We start from the raw sequence: 15411 nt of genomic DNA, 5'->3' as shown, positions 1-15411 counted from the left end.
TATCCGCCGTCCATTCCTTCCTAAAAAGACGCCTGGGGATTTTTGTTCGGCCTTACAGCCGGGGCGCAATATATCACAGAAGTGGGCCAGCAATAGCGCATCCGCAAACTTTTAGTCAAAGCAGGTATACTGCGGCGCAACCCTAGGAGACCGCTGTGCCCGCGACTATCAAAACCCCCGAAGAAATCGAAAAAATGCGCATCGCAGGCGCCCTCGCCGCCGAGGTGCTGGTGTTGCTCGACGACATCGTCAAACCCGGCATTACCACGCTAGATATCGACACCTTTGTCCACGACCACATCGTCAAGGTTCAAAACGGCATTCCCGCAACTCTGGGCTATCACGGCTTTACCGGCAGTTGCTGCACCTCGATCAACCAGGTGGTCTGTCACGGCATCCCGGGCGATGCCAAGGTGCTAAAGGACGGCGACATCATCAATATCGACGTCACCGTGATCAAAGACGGCTTTCACGGCGACACCAGCAAAATGTACTTTGTTGGCACTGCCAAACCGCACTTGAAGCGGCTGGTGGATGTGACCCAGGAATGCATGTACAAAGCGATTGCTTTGGTGCGCCCGGGGGCGCGGCTGGGCGACATCGGCGCAGTCATCCAACAACACGCCGAAAAGAACAACTACAGCGTCGTACGCGAGTACTGTGGACACGGCATTGGCGCGACCTTTCACGAAGAACCCCAGGTGCTGCACTATGGCAAACCCGACACCGGCTTTACTTTAAAAGAAGGCATGACCTTTACCATCGAGCCGATGATCAACCAAGGCGCGCGCCACGTGAAATTGCTGGGCGACGGCTGGACCGTTATTACCAAGGACCGAAAACCGAGCGCACAGTGGGAGCACACCCTGCTGGTGACCGCCGATGGCTACGAAATATTGACCTATCGTGACCAGGAAAACTTTCCGCGCACGGGCCGCGCATGAGCCGCCGAAATGACCTAAAGGCAGCGTTGTTACCGCTGTACGAGCAACTGAAAAAAGGCGTCCCGGCGCTGGACCTGGCGGCCGAGCGCGCCGCTCAAGTAGAGTCGGCGATTCTGGAGCTATGGGAGCAGGCTGGACTGGGTGCGCCCTACCAACTGTTGGCTGTGGGCGGGTTCGGGCGCCAGGAAGTCTATCCTTACAGTGACATCGACTTGCTGGTGTTGCTGCCCGATCAGACGGGTAATGCCGACGCCGAGCTGACCCAGTTCGTGCAGTCGCTGTGGGATTTGGGATTGGAAGTCGGTCAATCGGTGCGCACGCTGGCCCAGTGCGGTGACGAAGCGGCCAAAGACATTTCCACCGCGACCGCGATGCTCGAATGCCGTTTATTGGTCGGCGACCCAGCCAGTGTCGATGCCATTCGCAACCAAGTCCGCGATGCCTGGCCGGAACGTGACTTTTTCGAGGCCAAACGCGACGAGCAAAGCCAGCGCCACAGCCGCCGTGGTGACTCCGAGTACAGCCTGGAACCCAACATCAAGGCCAGCCCGGGCGGACTGCGGGACCTGCACACGCTGATTTGGATCACCGGGCGCATGGGCCTGGGCTCGACCTTGGACGAGCTATTCAATCGAGGTTTTCTGCGCGAGCGTGAATACAGCCTATTGCTAGAAGCCCATGAATTTTTGGCCGCGACCCGCTTTGCACTGCACAAAAGCGCCGGCCGCGCGCAAAACCGGCTGCAGTTCGAGCACCAAGCGCCGGTCGCCGACAGCCTTGGCTTCACCGGCGAGCACCCCAAGCAGCAGGTCGAAGCCTTCATGCAGCGCTATTACCTTATGGTAATGCGGGTCAACGAGTTCAACGAGGTGTTGCTGCAACAGATCGCTGAGTCGCTGTACCGCAGCGAGACCCCGGAAATTATCGAGATCAGCAGCCGCTTTCAAATCCGCGATAACCTGCTGGAAGTCACCCACGAGCGCGTGTTCGAGCAACAGCCACAGGCGTTGATGGAGCTGTTCGCGCTGCTGGCGGACAACCCGGCCATCATTGGCATCTCGGCCGAGACCACCCGATTGGTGTACCGCTCGCGCCACCTGATTGATGACGCATTCCGGTCGGATTTGCGGGTCATCAGCCACTTCATGGAAATTCTGCGTCGGCCCCAGCGCCTGACGGACATCCTCAGGCGGATGCGCCTGTACGGCGTGCTCAGCAACTACATCCCAACCTTTGGCAACGTCATGGGGCTGATGCAACACGACCTGTTTCATATCTTCACCGTCGATGCGCACACCATCCAGCTGGTCAACCACCTGACTTCATTTTGGACCGGCGAAGTGGCCGATCAGTACCCGATTGTCACGGATGTGGTCCAACGGGTGCCGAAAATTGAGCTGTTAATCCTGGCGGGGCTGTTCCATGACTTGGGCAAGGGCCGCGGCGGCGACCACTCAGAAATCGGTGCACCCGAGGCCGAGGCGTTTTGCCTGCGCCATTGGCTAAGCGCGTATGACGCCCGCCTGGTGGCCTGGATGGTTCGTCATCACTTGCTGATGAGCACGACCGCCCAGCGCATGGACATTTCCGATCCGGTGGTGATCCATGAATTCGCTGAACAAGTCGGCACGCTGGACCGTCTGGATTACCTGTTTGCCCTGACCGTGGCTGATATTTCCGCGACCAACCCGGAGCTGTGGAATGCCTGGCGTGCGTCGCTACTGCGTCAGCTTTACCGGGCCACCCAGGGCGTGCTGCGCCGGGGTCTGGACCACGCGGCACCATCTATCGGCGATCTGATCAGCGACACCCGGGCGTCGGTTGCCGCGCGCCTGGAAATCGGCGATGACCGCTTAGCGGCCTACTTTGAACCCCTGGGCGTGTCGTATTTCGCCCAGCACAGCGTCGACGAAATCGAATGGCACACCCGCGCCCTGATCGATCAGCCCGAACTGCCGCTGGTGCTGACACGTAATCTAGCCGCAGGCACCCAGGTCTTTGTCTGCGGGCCGGATCGCAACAAACTGTTCGCGGCCTTTTGCCGGGTCCTGGACCAGGGTGCCCTGACCGTCGTAGATGCGCGCGTTTGCACGACCCAAGACGGCCGTGTCATGGACAGCTTCATGGTGATGGATGCCAACGACATGATCGCGATTGCCGAGCCGGAGCGGGTCGAGCGCGTGTGCCAACAGCTGCGCGCGGCCTTCGCCGACCCCAGCGCCAACCAGCTGTGCAATGATGGCCTGACCCCGCGCATCAAACGCTATTTCAGCGACCCCACGCACATCAAGTTTTACCCTGACAGTCACCGCAACCGCACGGTGATGGAGCTGGTGTCGCCGGACCGTCCGGGCTTGCTGGCGCGCGTCGCCGGGGTGCTGGACGAGTTGAATTTGGATTTGGTGCTGGCCAAAATTGCGACCTTGGGCGAGCGCGTCGAAGATCACTTTTACATCGTCAACGAACAGCGCACCGCTGTCGAAGACCCCGCCGTCTTGGCCGCCCTCAAGACCCGATTGCAACAGGAACTGGACGAGCACGCATGAACCCCCGTATCGACGCACTCCACCCCTACCCCTTTGAGAAGCTGCGAGCCTTGGTGTCCGGCATCACCCCGAACCCGGACTTGGCGCCGCTATCGCTGGGCATTGGCGAGCCACAACACCCGCCACCCCAGGTCGCGATCGATGCCCTGATTGCCCAAGTTGGTGATGTTGCGCACTACCCGGCGACCCTTGGCCGGGCCAGCTTGCGCGCCGCCATCGCTGATTGGCTGAAACAGCGCTTCGCACTGAACACGATTGACCCCGATCAACAGGTGCTGCCCGTGACTGGTACCCGTGAGGCCCTGTTCGCGGTGGTCCAGGCCCTGGTCGGCGACGACTGTGACATCGCCATGCCCAACCCCTTCTACCAAATCTATGAGGGTGCGGCGCTGATGGCGGGCGCCACGCCGATCTATTTGGCGGCCGACCCCAGTAACGACTTTAAGCCCATGGGCGACACCGGCATCCCGGACTATGACCGTCTTGCGATGATGTTTATCTGTACCCCGGGTAACCCCTCGGGCAAGGTTTACACCAGCGCTGAATTGCAGCAGCTGATTCGGTTGGCCCAGCGCCATGACTTTATCTTGGTGTCGGACGAGTGTTACAGCGAAATTTACCGTGACCAGGCGCCCGCTGGATTGCTTCAGGCGGCGGCCGACATGGGGCTGGATGACTACCGCAACTGTTTAGCGGTCGGCTCGCTGTCCAAGCGCTCTAACCTGCCGGGGCTGCGCAGCGGTTACATGGCCGGCGACGCCCATTTACTCAAGCGATTCGCCCGTTACCGCACCTACCACGGCTGTGCCATGCCGGGTCATCACCAGGCCGCGTCTGAAGCGGCGTGGGGCGACGAAGCCCACGTTGCCGAAAACCGTCGCTTGTACCGGATCAAGTTTGATCGTGCGTACGAACTGCTGGCCGACTACCTGGACGACCAACCACCGGCCGCGGGCTTTTACCTATGGCCTAAAGTCCCCGGTGGCGACGATGAAGGGTTTACCCGGTTTCTGTTGGAGCGCCAAAACCTGAGGGTTTTGCCCGGCCGTTATTTGGCCCGCGACGTCGACGGCAGCAACCCCGGCGCCGGCCATTTCCGCGCCGCCCTGGTAAGCGCACCCGACACCACCGAGACCGCACTGGTGCGGCTCAAAACCGCACTGGACGAATGGAGCGCACGGGCATGAAGGTGTATGGCATCCCCAACTGTGACACCGTCGCACGGGCCCGAAAGTACCTGAACGGGCGCGGCGTCACGTACCAATTTTGTGACCTGCGCGGTGAGCCCGGCATCGACGCCGAGACCATCGCGCGTGCCTACCAGGTATTGGGCGCGGCGACCTTTAACACTCGTTCGCCGAGCTGGCGCAGCCTGGACTCAGCACAACAAACCGCACTCAAAGAAGGCCGCGACTTCAGCGCGGCCGTGGCCACACCGACGGTGCTTAAACGCCCGCTGGTGTTCGCCGATGACCAGATCCTGAATGGCTTTAACGCCAAGGTCTGGGACCCTCTGTTTACCGCTCATTAATGATTAAGGAATCCCCATGTTTGCAATCGCATTAGGCACCGGCACCCAAGACGCACAGGGTCAGTGGCTCGAGTGTTTTTTCCCCTACCCGGTGCGCAACCCCAGCGACGCCCTGGTCAGCGCCCTGCTGAATGACCAAAGCGGATCGCACGCGGTTGACGCCGGCGGCCTGCCGGCCCTGGCCCAGCGCCTACGTGATGCCGGCGAAAACGCCATGGCTGACGCCGCGGACACCCTAGCGGGCGGCAGCGCACCGGTATTCGTGACGGCGCTGGCCACTGACGACGCCCCCACCAGCACCGCGGAGGTCTACCTGAAGCTGAGCCTAATCAGCTCGCGCCAGGCCAAGCCACATGAACTGAATTTAACCGGCCTGTTCGCCCAGTTGCCCAACGTGGCCTGGACCAGCGAAGGGGCAATCGCGCTGGACGAATTGCCCGCGCGGCAATTAAAGGCGCGTGCCGAAGGTCGCTACATCAGCGTCAACTCGGTCGACAAATTCCCGCGTATGGCCGACTACATTGTGCCCACGGGCGTGCGTATCGGCGACGCCTCACGCGTCCGCCTCGGCGCGCACCTGGGTGACGGCACCACCGTGATGCACGAAGGTTTCGTCAACTTCAATGCCGGCACCACCGGCGTCAGCATGGTTGAAGGCCGCATCAGCGCCGGCGTCATGGTCGGCGAAGGCTCAGACTTGGGCGGCGGCTGCTCGACCATGGGCACGCTGTCCGGCGGCAACGCCATTGTCATTTCGGTCGGCGACCAATGTTTGCTAGGTGCCAACAGCGGTTTGGGCATCCCGCTGGGCGACCGTTGCACGGTCGAGTCGGGGTTGTACCTAACGGCTGGCTCAAAAGTTCGCGTCTTGAACGAAAACGGCGACGAGTTGAAAACGGTCAAGGCCCGCGACTTGGCCGGCGTCAGCGACCTGTTGTTCCGCCGCCACTCCCAGACCGGTGCTATTGAATGCTTGGCCAATGCACGCGCGATCGAACTGAACCCCGCTTTGCACAGCCATAACTGATGGATACCACGGTTGCACTAGCCCAGGCGCTGATCCAGCGCCCCTCGGTGACCCCAGAGGACGCCGGATGTTTGGGGATCATCGGTGAGCGTTTGGCCGCACTCGGGTTTACCCTCGAATACATGGACGCCGGCGACACCCGTAATTTGTGGGCGCGACGCGGCACCGGCCAACCGCTGTTTGCGTTCGCCGGTCACACCGATGTGGTGCCAACCGGCCCGGAAGCGGATTGGACCCATCCGCCGTTCGCCGGTCACCTCGCGGATGGCATGCTGCACGGCCGCGGCGCGGCTGATATGAAAGGCTCGTTGGCGGCCATGGTGACGGCGTGCGAAACCTTCTTGGCACAGCACCCGGCGCCCAGCATCGACCTGGCGTTGCTACTAACCAGCGACGAAGAAGGCCCCGCCACCCATGGCACCCGTCATGTGATGGACGTGCTGCAAGCCCGTGGCGAAGCGATTGACTGGTGCTTGGTTGGTGAACCGTCGAGCAAATCCACGTTGGGTGATATCGCCCGCCGCGGCCGCCGCGGTTCGCTCAACTGCACGCTGCGCGTCAACGGCAAGCAAGGCCACGTGGCCTATCCGCACTTGGCCCTGAACCCCATTCACGACGTCGTGGCCGGGCTGACGCGCCTGAGCACCACCGAGTGGGACCAGGGCAACGACCATTTTCCGGCGACAACGCTGCAAATCAGCAACATCCATTCCGGCACCGGCGTCACCAACGTGATTCCGGGCAGCTGCGAGGTCAAGTTCAACTTCCGCTTTAACACCGAGCAGACCCCCGAGGGCTTAAAGGCCAAAGCCGAGGCTTGCTTTGACGGCGCCGTAGCGGACTTGGCGTTTGACTGGAACCTGTCGGGCCATGCGTTTTTGACCGACGGTGGACCGCTGGCGGGCGCGCTGCAACAGGCGTGCCAAGATGTGCTGGGGGTGACGCCCGACATCAACACCGGCGGCGGCACCAGCGACGGCCGATTCATCGCGCCGACGGGCACCGATGTGGTTGAGCTAGGTCCGATCAACGCCACCATCCATCAGGTTGATGAATGCGTGTGCGCCGACGATTTAGCACGACTGAGCACCACTTATGCGCGGATTTTGGAGTTAATGTGCGTTTAGGTGAGCGCTGGCTGGATGAGCAACGCGGCTTGCGCTGGGTGGTCTGGGGATCGTTGATCTTTATGCCCAGCCTGGCGTATTTGCTGGTGACCTTTGTCGTCAGCGAGCCGGGCAGTGGCTGGTGGGAGGGCATTCGTTTTGCCGCCTACGGCGCCTTTATCGGCGCCGTGTTGGGCTTAACCGGCTGGATCCGTTTACTGATCAGCCGGTTACTACGAATACGCCGCCAGTAGCCTAGCCTTTGGCGACGTCTTCGGCCTGCGGGCCTTTGCCGCTGCGACCCAAGACGAAGGTCACTTCCATGCCTTCTTTGATGGTGTAGCGGTCTTGATCACGCAGACTGCGGTAATGAACAAAGACGTCGTCGCCGTCTTCCTGGGTAATGAAGCCATAGCCCTTTGACACATTGAACCACTTGATCTCGCCTTTGACGCGGGGGCCGGTCGGGATCGGGCGACGAGCGCGCTTGAGGTTTCGATCGGCAAACAGCGCGACTAAAATCACCAGGAAAGTGATGATCGACAAGGCAACAGGAATGATGCTGTGGCTGACGGTTGAATCGTTAAGTGCGACGCTGGCAAGGACGATGACAGCGGTTCCGAGGAGCGCCAAAACGGCGGCGCGAACATTACTTTTCATAGCAGTTTGGATACCAATAATTAATGACATTTAAAAGTGTAACGGAATCAATGCCATGACGGAAAACCTTAATGAACGTATTGGCGATTTAGAGTCCAAAGTCGCATTCCAAGATGACCTACTGGACACCTTGAACGCACTGGTGACACAGCAATCCGAGCAGATTGCGCGTTTGGAGCAAGCCTACAAGCAACTGTCGACGACCGTTGATTCAGCCGGGCTTGGGATCAACACGGGCGACGAGCGCCCGCCCCACTACTAACGGTTGCTGGCGGCGCTGCGTGCTTGGCGCAACGAACGTGCTTGCTGGCGTTTGATCTTCAAGGCGGCGGCGGACAAACCTAGGTGGTCCTCGCCGCGGGCCGCTGCCAGTTGTTGCTGGCGAACGCGTTCGCCGAATCGGACGCGGTCGTCTTCGGAATACAGATGAGCGCAATTGCCGCACTGCACGCCCCGCTCGTACTGATGGTGCTCGCGGTCGGTTTGCGACAGCGGCATTCGACACCCGCCACAGTTGCTATAACTGCCTTGCTCCAGCCGGTGCTTCAGCGACACCCGCTGATCAAACACGTAGCACTCGCCCTGCCACTTCGAATCCGCCGCATCGCGATCTCGCAAATAGCCCAAAATGCCACCCTTCAGGTGATAAACGGTTTCGAAACCCTTGTTGAGCATCATGCTGGTGCCCTTCTCGCAGCGGATGCCGCCGGTGCAAAACATAGCGACTTTTTTATTGGCATCCGGGCTTAAATTGTCATCGACCCAGCTTGGAAATTCACGGAACCCGCGGGTTTTGGGGTTGATGGCACCGTCAAAGGTGCCGACCTTAAATTCGTAGTCATTGCGGGTGTCGATGACCACGACGTCCGGATCAGCCAACACCGCATCCCATTGATCGGCATCACAGTACGTGCCCACGCTGACCCTAGGATCGGCCCCCTCGACATCCAGGGTCACGATCTCTTTTTTGACTTTGACCTTGAAGCGAAAGAAGGGTTTGACATTGGATTCGCTCCACGACGGCGCCAAATTCGCCAACGCCGGTTGCCACTCACCGAGCTTGTTGAGCAACACAATCAAGTCCGAGCGCGGCCCAGCAATGGTGCCGTTGATGCCTTCCTCGCCCAAAATCAGGGTACCGCACAAACCCAATGATTCAGCCAATTCCAATACCGGCTGACGCAATTCGTGGGCATTCGGAATGCCGGCAAAACGGTACAGCGCCGCCACATCCCAATGATTCACGTTGCCACCCGCCCGTCGCCACCACCGCAGGCCGGGCCTTCGGGGGCCGGCGCCTGAGCATCGATTTCGCCCGGCGCATACAGGTGCAGGGCCAGCGCGTGAATCGGGTTGCGCAGCAACTCGGCGACACAGGCATAGGCCACCTGGTGACGTTTGACCCGATTGAGGCCAGCGAAGCGCTCGCTGACCATCAGCACACTGAAGTGGCTGCCAGTGTCCGGCGCGTTGCCGTGCTTGTGGCTGTCGTTGGCAATGTCCAGACGCGTCGGCGCAAAGCCGTCGGTCAACAGTTCGGTAAGGCGTTGTTGTGTTTGCATATAGCTATTGTTTCAAAAGGCCGCTCAGAAAACACGCAAAAAAAAGCCACACCCAGTTGAATGTGGCTTATCGCACGCAGGTTTGACCTATGCGGTCTTTGGTAGACGCATCGCTCTACCTCCTTGAGCTGCCGAGCCGAGCGGGACTACTCCCCACAAGCATGACCCATCGACACCGGCACCGTGCGAACAAACGCCCATCACTGAGCTTGATATCAATCTAACCACAGCGGCGTTGGAGCGGTCACTACCCAAATAGTCGCATGTCAAAATGCCACTCAATTAACGGCCCGGTCCAGCTCATTGGCGAAGCCCCACAGACGCTCGTCCTGCTCGCCAGGCGCCGCCAGGGTGACCGATACCGGCACGTCCGATGGCAAGGGTATAGACACCGCACACCCATCGGCGAGGTTCACAAACGCACTGTTGTGCAGCGCCTGGCGATTGATGTCGTCAAAACTGGCGGGATCCTCCGCCGCCGCCGTCAGCGGTGGCAACCACGGCAGGGTCGGCATCAGTAACAAATCGGCACCAACCTCGCCGGCAAAGGCGTTCATCAGCTGCGTACGCAACGCCCGCACCCGAGCGCCATCAGCCGCCGCGCCCAATTGAATGCGGCGCACTACGCTGGGGTCAGTGACACCAAGCGCGCGCGCATCGGGATACAATTGATAGGCTTCGATCGAAGCCAAACTGGGCAAGGACTGCAGCTCACGATACGCCACCTCGGCGACCAACTCCCGCCGTTCGACCCTAAATCCGACCGCTTGTAGACGCCCTATCGCCCACTCAAACTCCGAACGGACCGCCTCATCGCAACCGGCGCAGGCAAAGCTAGGTACGAATAATCGTGGCAACGGGGCATTGACGGCCTGCGCACCCAGCATCACCTGCATAGCCGCCACACCCTGCGCTAAGTCCGCGCTGATGACGCCGACCGAATCTAACGAGGGGGCCAAGGGCATGGCACCGCGCAAACTGACGCGCCGTGCGGTGGGCTTGAACCCATACAGCCCGTTGCACGCGGCCGGAATGCGACACGATCCACCGGTATCGGTGCCTAACCCGATATCCGCCAACCCATGGGCCACGGCTAAAGCCGATCCGCGTGACGAACCGCCGGCCATGTAGGCCTGACCATCCGGACTTAACGCCCCGGCGGTGTGGCCAAAGTCAGGGTTTTGGCCAACCCCGGAAAAGGCCAACTGGGTCATGGTGGTGTGCCCGACCAACGCAGCGCCGGCGGCCCGTAACAGGCCCACCGCGTCGGCATCGGCTGCCGCCGAAGGCTGCTCGCGGCACTCCGCGCGCCCCGCTAAGGTCGAGACCCCGGCGACATCAAACAGGTCTTTAACGGCGACCCGGCAGCCATCCAGCGGACCTGTGCCGGTCGCTGCGCGGGTAAAACGCTGGGACCAAACATCCGATTCGACCAACGGGCGAAGCCGCCACGCCGGCCGACTGGTCATAGCAGGCGGTTAAGCCCGTTCAAGGCCGCGACACGATAAGCCTCGGCCATGGTGGGGTAATTAAAGGTCGTGTGAATAAAGTAGTTCAGGGTGTTGGCCTCGCCCTTTTGCTTCATGATCGCCTGGCCAATGTGAACGATCTCCGACGCTTGGTCACCGAAGCAATGAATACCCAAGATTTCCAAGCTGTCGCGGTGAAATAAGATTTTCAGCATACCGACCGCTTCACCAGTGATTTGTGCGCGCGCCAAGTCTTTAAAGAACGATTGGCCCACTTCGTAGGGCACCCGTGCTTCGGTCAGCTCTTTTTCGTTAAGGCCCAGCGAGCTAATTTCAGGGATGGTGTAAATCCCGGTCGGCACTTCGTCGACAAAGCGGCTGTCGGCTTGATCCAGCAAGGTGCTGGCCACATTACGACCCTGATCGTAGCTGGCGCTGGCCAGACTGGGCCACCCGACGACGTCGCCGGCAGCATAGATGCCCTCGACCTCGGTGCGGTAACTTTGATCGACCACCAACTGCCCGCGGCTGTTGGCCGGCAAACCAATATTTTCCAGACTCAAACTGTCGGTGTTGCCGGTACGTCCGTTACACCACAGCAGCGCATCGGCCTTAACCCGCTTGCCGGATTTCAGGTGCATGGTGACGCTGGACGCGGTGGTTTCGACACTGTCGTATTCCTCGTCGTGGCGAATCAGCACCCCGCGTTCGCGCAGGTGGTAGCTCAAGGCGTCGGAAATTTCAGCGTCCAAGAAGCTGAGCAGGCGATCGCGGGTATCGATCAGGTCTACCTTGACGCCCAAGCCATTAAAGATACTGGCATATTCGGTGCCAATCACGCCGGCGCCGTAGATAATCAGTGTGCGCGGGGTGTGGCTCATGGACAAAATTGAGTCGGAATTATAAATACGAGGGTGGTCAAAATCGACGTCCGACGGTTGGTACGGGCGCGACCCGGTGGCGACCACAATTTCCGCCGCCGTCACCGTTTCAACGCCGCTCTCGTCTTGGATCAACAGGGTATTGGCATCATGAAAACGCGCCTGCCCGTGAATAACCTTGACCCGGTTACGCGCATAGAACTTGGTGCGCAAGGCGACTTGCTTGTCGATCACGCGCCGCGCCGCGTCCAACACGTTCGGGTAGCGAAAGTAACGCGGCTCGCCGATTTCGCGGAACATCGGGTTGTTGTTGTAGTCCATGATCTGCTTGACCGCGTGGCGCAGCGTCTTGGACGGGATGGTGCCCATATGGGTGCAGTTACCGCCGACCATTGGGCGCTCATCAATCACCGCCACCCGCTTGCCGTGCTTGGCCGCCATCATCGCAGCGCCCTCGCCCGCAGGTCCGGTGCCGATGACCAATACATCAAAATCAAAACGAGCCATGCTATTCCTTGAATTGACGCTTAACTGGCGTCTTTGAACGTCGCGACCCGCTTAACCGGCACCACGCTTTTGCTGTCCTCGGTGGAGTCGCACAACGACGGATCATCGCCGCACAACGAACATTTACCGCCGATACCCAGACGGGCTGCGCCGCCGCATGAACCGCTGATGGGCTGACGGCCCATCATCACGCCCACCGCCATCGCCGCCATAATCGCGGCCATCAGGCCAAAGGCCAGTAACATAGTGCTCATTCGACGCCCTCCAAATAGGCTGCAAAGGCCGGTGTGTATGACGCTTTCAGGCCATCACCCCGGGTAATAAAGTAGGCGGCCAGTCCGTGCTCCGTGGCCAAGGCCATCCCGCGCTGCTGGCCTAATACTAGCAAAGTTGTGGCCCAACCATCGGCCATCGCTGAGCTGGGGTGCAGCACCGTGACGCTGCCCAGACTGTGGGTCACCGGGCGTCCGGTGCTGGGATCCATGGCGTGGTGGTACTTTTCGCCGTCAATTTCCCGGTAATTACGGTAGTCGCCACTGGTGGCGATTCCGATGTTACGGACCGCGATGATCTGCTGCACCGCGCGGTCATCGGCGATCGGTTTTTCAATCGCCACGCGCCATGGACCCAGGTCGAGCTTGTCGCCACCGGCGCGCATTTCGCCGCCGATTTCGACCAAGTGATTCAGATAACCGATCGAAATCAAGTGGTCCGCCACCACGTCAACGCCGTGCCCTTTGGCAATCGCCGACAAGTCGAGCCGACGATCCAGGGTTTTACTCAAACGTTGGCCGTCGACCGCAATCGCGGCATAGCCAACCTGGGCACGTGCCGCATCAATTTCGGCGTCAGTTGGCAGGCGGTTTTCGGTTTTCGGCGGGCCAAAGCCCCACAGCCCGACGACCGGACCAATGGTTGGGTCAAACTGACCGCCGCTGATGCGCGCCAAGTCCAGTGCCTTGGCAGTGATCGATGCGAACGGACGGCTCACCTCCATGCTTGCGGGGGCCGCTAAGGCATTGAAGGCCGACACTTCACTGTCCGACTGCCAGGTCGACATTTGGTTGTTGACCTCGACCAACAGCGCCGCGACCTGCGCTTGCAGCGCATCGGTCACGGGGCGGTTTTCCGGGTGGGCAATTTTCACCGACCAGGTGGTGCCCATGGTCTTGCCGGCCAACTCGGTCACCAGGGTGCGCGGTTCGCCCCAACAGCCGGCCAACAACAGCGCGGCAATCAAGCCCATTGATCTGAGCATCTTTCACTCCTTCAAACCAAAAACCGCCGGCACAGGGCCGGCGGTCTACATCGTCGATTGGGCTTAGCCGCCGAAGTCATCCAATAGGATGTTTTCAGGCTCAACACCCATGTCTTCGAGCAGTTTAACCACCGCCGCGTTCATCATCGGCGGTCCACACATGTAGAACTCACAGTCTTCAGGGGCCGGGTGGTCCTTCAGGTACTGTTCGTACAACACGTTGTGAATAAAGCCGGTCAGGCCGTCCCAGTTGTCCTCGGGCTGCGGATCCGACAGCGCCAAATGCCACTGGAAGTTGTCGTTCTCGGCTTGAAGCGTGTTGTACTCGTCGTCGTAGAACACTTCGCGCAGCGAGCGGGCGCCATACCAAAACGACATCTTACGCGTTGAGTGCAAACGCTTAAGCTGGTCAAAGATGTGTGACCGCATGGGCGCCATGCCCGCACCACCACCGATAAAGACCATTTCCGCATCGGTGTCTTTGGCAAAGAACTCACCAAAGGGGCCGAATACCGCAATGGTGTCACCCGGCTTCAAGCTAAAGGTGTACGACGACATCTGGCCCGGCGGCAAATCCGTGCCCGGCGGCGGCGTTGCAATACGAATATTGAACTTGACCATGCCTTTTTCGTCGGGGTAGTTGGCCATCGAATAAGCGCGAATCACGGTCTCGTCGACTTTTGATTCGTGCTTAAAGAAGCCAAAACGTTCCCAGTCACCGCGGTACTCTTCTTCGATATCAAAATCGGCGAATTTAACGTGGTGCGGCGGCGCTTCCAGCTGGACGTAACCGCCCGCTCGGAAGTCAACGTCCTCGCCTTCCGGCAGCTTCAACGTCAGCTCTTTAATGAACGTGGCCACGTTGGCGTTCGACTCGACCGTGCAATCCCAGCGCTTGACGCCAAAGAATTCGGGCTCGACTTCGATCTTCATGTCTTGCTTGACCGGGACCTGGCAGCTTAGACGCCAGCCTTCTTTGACCTGACCTTTAGTAAAGGCCGAGGCCTCGGTCGGCAAGATGTCCCCGCCGCCGTCTTCGACCACACAGCGGCACTGGGCACAGGTACCACCACCACCACAGGCTGAGGACAGGTAGATACCGTTGTCCGCCAGCGTGTTCAGCAACTTGCCACCGGCCGGCACGGTAATGGCCTTGGACGGGTCGTCGTTGATCAGAATAGTGACGTCACCGGACGCCACCAACTTGGATCGGGCCACCAAAATAACCGCGACCAGGGCGATAACGATCACGGTAAACATGACCACGCCCAATAGAATTTGAGGATCTAACATTCAGGACTCCTTACAGCGACACGCCGGAAAACGACATGAAGCCCAACGACATCAAGCCAACGGTAACGAAGGTAATTCCCAAGCCCTGCAAACCTGCAGGCACATCGGAATACTTCAGCTTTTCGCGGATCCCTGCGAGGGCCATAATTGCCAAAGCCCAACCGACTCCGGCGCCGGTGCCGTAAACGACACTTTCACCAAAGCTGTAGTCACGTTCAACCATGAACAGTGACGCACCCAAGATGGCGCAGTTCACCGTAATCAGCGGCAAAAACACACCCAAGGCGTTGTAGAGAACCGGTACAAACTTATCCAGGAACATTTCCAGGATCTGTACCGAGGCTGCGATCACCCCAATGTACGACAACAAGCCCAGGAAGCTTAGGTCGACATCGGCCAGGTCAGCGCTGATCCAGGTCAGCGCGCCTTCACGCAGCAAGTAATGCAGAATCAGGTTGTTCAGCGGAACCGTTACCGCCAACACCACAATCACCGCGACGCCCAAGCCCAGAGCCGTTTTGACGTTTTTAGACAGCGCCAAAAACGTACACATACCCAAGAAGAACGCCAGTGCCATGTTTTCAACAAACACGGCTTTAACAAACAAGCTAATCATCTGTTCCATGA

Annotated in this window: 17 protein-coding genes; 8 read left to right on the top strand and 9 right to left on the bottom strand. The window is 59.8% G+C overall.

Annotation, left to right across the window (positions count from 1 at the left end; all coding sequences use genetic code 11):
• Positions 1-155: 155 nt before the first annotated feature.
• Genes map through GH975_RS04910 form a run of 7 tightly spaced genes read left to right on the top strand, consistent with a single transcriptional unit; the run spans position 156 to position 7408 of the window.
• Positions 156-944: a type I methionyl aminopeptidase gene (gene map / locus GH975_RS04940; RefSeq protein WP_153713464.1), complete on the top strand. Its 789-nt coding sequence runs from the start codon at positions 156-158 to the stop codon at positions 942-944.
• On the top strand, positions 941-3490 hold the full coding sequence (glnD, locus tag GH975_RS04935; RefSeq protein WP_153713463.1) for a [protein-PII] uridylyltransferase: 2550 nt from the start codon (positions 941-943) through the stop codon (positions 3488-3490). The genes map and glnD overlap by 4 nt, the downstream gene beginning before the upstream one ends.
• Positions 3487-4677 carry a succinyldiaminopimelate transaminase gene (gene dapC / locus GH975_RS04930; RefSeq protein ID WP_153713462.1) on the top strand — a complete coding sequence of 397 codons (1191 nt, stop codon included), beginning with the start codon at positions 3487-3489 and terminating at the stop codon, positions 4675-4677. The genes glnD and dapC overlap by 4 nt, the downstream gene beginning before the upstream one ends.
• Positions 4674-5021, top strand: coding sequence for an ArsC/Spx/MgsR family protein (locus tag GH975_RS04925; protein ID WP_170272544.1), 348 nt, complete (start codon positions 4674-4676; stop codon positions 5019-5021). The genes dapC and GH975_RS04925 overlap by 4 nt, the downstream gene beginning before the upstream one ends.
• A gap of 16 nt (positions 5022-5037) precedes the next feature.
• A complete protein-coding gene (locus GH975_RS04920; protein ID WP_153713460.1) occupies positions 5038-6048 on the top strand; it encodes a DapH/DapD/GlmU-related protein in 1011 nt (336 codons plus the stop codon).
• Entirely contained in the window at positions 6048-7175 is a 1128-nt protein-coding gene (gene dapE, locus GH975_RS04915; protein WP_153713459.1) for a succinyl-diaminopimelate desuccinylase, read from the top strand. Before GH975_RS04920 ends, dapE begins: the two co-directional genes overlap by 1 nt.
• Positions 7166-7408 (top strand): hypothetical protein, encoded by a 243-nt coding sequence (locus tag GH975_RS04910; RefSeq protein ID WP_153713458.1) that lies wholly within the window; start codon positions 7166-7168, stop codon positions 7406-7408. Before dapE ends, GH975_RS04910 begins: the two co-directional genes overlap by 10 nt.
• A gap of 1 nt (position 7409) precedes the next feature.
• Here the strand turns inward: GH975_RS04910 and GH975_RS12230 are convergent, their stop codons facing one another.
• Positions 7410-7814 (bottom strand): cold shock domain-containing protein, encoded by a 405-nt coding sequence (locus GH975_RS12230; protein WP_153713457.1) that lies wholly within the window; start codon positions 7812-7814, stop codon positions 7410-7412.
• A 55-nt stretch (positions 7815-7869) separates the two neighbouring features.
• Between GH975_RS12230 and GH975_RS04900 the strand changes: the two genes are divergently transcribed.
• The gene (locus GH975_RS04900) at positions 7870-8076 is read left to right on the top strand and encodes a SlyX family protein (RefSeq protein WP_153713456.1); all 207 of its coding nucleotides are present in this window, start codon (positions 7870-7872) and stop codon (positions 8074-8076) included.
• Here GH975_RS04900 and trhO read toward each other — a convergent pair.
• From trhO to nqrE, 8 genes are all read right to left on the bottom strand, one after another.
• Entirely contained in the window at positions 8073-9059 is a 987-nt protein-coding gene (trhO, locus tag GH975_RS04895; protein ID WP_153713455.1) for an oxygen-dependent tRNA uridine(34) hydroxylase TrhO, read from the bottom strand. The two genes, GH975_RS04900 and trhO, sit on opposite strands and share 4 nt — an antisense overlap.
• On the bottom strand, positions 9056-9376 hold the full coding sequence (locus GH975_RS04890) for a BolA family protein (RefSeq protein WP_153713454.1): 321 nt from the start codon (positions 9374-9376) through the stop codon (positions 9056-9058). Before GH975_RS04890 ends, trhO begins: the two co-directional genes overlap by 4 nt.
• Before the next feature lie 278 nt (positions 9377-9654).
• Positions 9655-10845, bottom strand: coding sequence for an amidase family protein (locus GH975_RS04885; protein WP_153713453.1), 1191 nt, complete (start codon positions 10843-10845; stop codon positions 9655-9657).
• Positions 10842-12233 carry a Si-specific NAD(P)(+) transhydrogenase gene (gene sthA, locus GH975_RS04880; protein WP_153713452.1) on the bottom strand — a complete coding sequence of 464 codons (1392 nt, stop codon included), beginning with the start codon at positions 12231-12233 and terminating at the stop codon, positions 10842-10844. Before sthA ends, GH975_RS04885 begins: the two co-directional genes overlap by 4 nt.
• A 20-nt stretch (positions 12234-12253) precedes the next feature.
• Positions 12254-12487, bottom strand: a complete 234-nt coding sequence (gene nqrM, locus GH975_RS04875) for a (Na+)-NQR maturation NqrM (protein WP_153713451.1) — start codon at positions 12485-12487, stop codon at positions 12254-12256.
• Positions 12484-13491: an FAD:protein FMN transferase gene (locus tag GH975_RS04870; RefSeq protein ID WP_153713450.1), complete on the bottom strand. Its 1008-nt coding sequence runs from the start codon at positions 13489-13491 to the stop codon at positions 12484-12486. Before GH975_RS04870 ends, nqrM begins: the two co-directional genes overlap by 4 nt.
• A 63-nt stretch (positions 13492-13554) precedes the next feature.
• Positions 13555-14784: an NADH:ubiquinone reductase (Na(+)-transporting) subunit F gene (gene nqrF / locus GH975_RS04865; protein WP_153713449.1), complete on the bottom strand. Its 1230-nt coding sequence runs from the start codon at positions 14782-14784 to the stop codon at positions 13555-13557.
• A gap of 10 nt (positions 14785-14794) precedes the next feature.
• On the bottom strand, positions 14795-15409 hold the full coding sequence (gene nqrE / locus GH975_RS04860) for an NADH:ubiquinone reductase (Na(+)-transporting) subunit E (protein WP_153713448.1): 615 nt from the start codon (positions 15407-15409) through the stop codon (positions 14795-14797).
• Between the last annotated feature and the right edge of the window lie 2 nt (positions 15410-15411).

This window comes from Litorivicinus lipolyticus, assembly GCF_009650135.1.
Taxonomy (GTDB): Bacteria; Pseudomonadota; Gammaproteobacteria; order Pseudomonadales; family Litorivicinaceae; genus Litorivicinus; species Litorivicinus lipolyticus.
Note: the sequence above shows the minus strand (reverse complement) of the source record. Positions and strands in the feature narration are given on the sequence as shown.

Coding starts and splice junctions, on each gene's coding strand:
- glnD (WP_153713463.1), top strand. CDS start 941: ATGAGCCGCCGAAATGACCTAAAGGCAGCGTTGTTACCGCTGTACGAG.
- dapC (WP_153713462.1), top strand. CDS start 3,487: ATGAACCCCCGTATCGACGCACTCCACCCCTACCCCTTTGAGAAGCTG.
- GH975_RS04925 (WP_170272544.1), top strand. CDS start 4,674: ATGAAGGTGTATGGCATCCCCAACTGTGACACCGTCGCACGGGCCCGA.
- GH975_RS04920 (WP_153713460.1), top strand. CDS start 5,038: ATGTTTGCAATCGCATTAGGCACCGGCACCCAAGACGCACAGGGTCAG.
- dapE (WP_153713459.1), top strand. CDS start 6,048: ATGGATACCACGGTTGCACTAGCCCAGGCGCTGATCCAGCGCCCCTCG.
- GH975_RS12230 (WP_153713457.1), bottom strand. CDS start 7,814: ATGAAAAGTAATGTTCGCGCCGCCGTTTTGGCGCTCCTCGGAACCGCT.
- GH975_RS04900 (WP_153713456.1), top strand. CDS start 7,870: ATGACGGAAAACCTTAATGAACGTATTGGCGATTTAGAGTCCAAAGTC.
- GH975_RS04890 (WP_153713454.1), bottom strand. CDS start 9,376: ATGCAAACACAACAACGCCTTACCGAACTGTTGACCGACGGCTTTGCG.
- GH975_RS04885 (WP_153713453.1), bottom strand. CDS start 10,845: ATGACCAGTCGGCCGGCGTGGCGGCTTCGCCCGTTGGTCGAATCGGAT.
- sthA (WP_153713452.1), bottom strand. CDS start 12,233: ATGGCTCGTTTTGATTTTGATGTATTGGTCATCGGCACCGGACCTGCG.
- nqrM (WP_153713451.1), bottom strand. CDS start 12,487: ATGAGCACTATGTTACTGGCCTTTGGCCTGATGGCCGCGATTATGGCG.
- GH975_RS04870 (WP_153713450.1), bottom strand. CDS start 13,491: ATGCTCAGATCAATGGGCTTGATTGCCGCGCTGTTGTTGGCCGGCTGT.
- nqrF (WP_153713449.1), bottom strand. CDS start 14,784: ATGTTAGATCCTCAAATTCTATTGGGCGTGGTCATGTTTACCGTGATC.
- nqrE (WP_153713448.1), bottom strand. CDS start 15,409: ATGGAACAGATGATTAGCTTGTTTGTTAAAGCCGTGTTTGTTGAAAAC.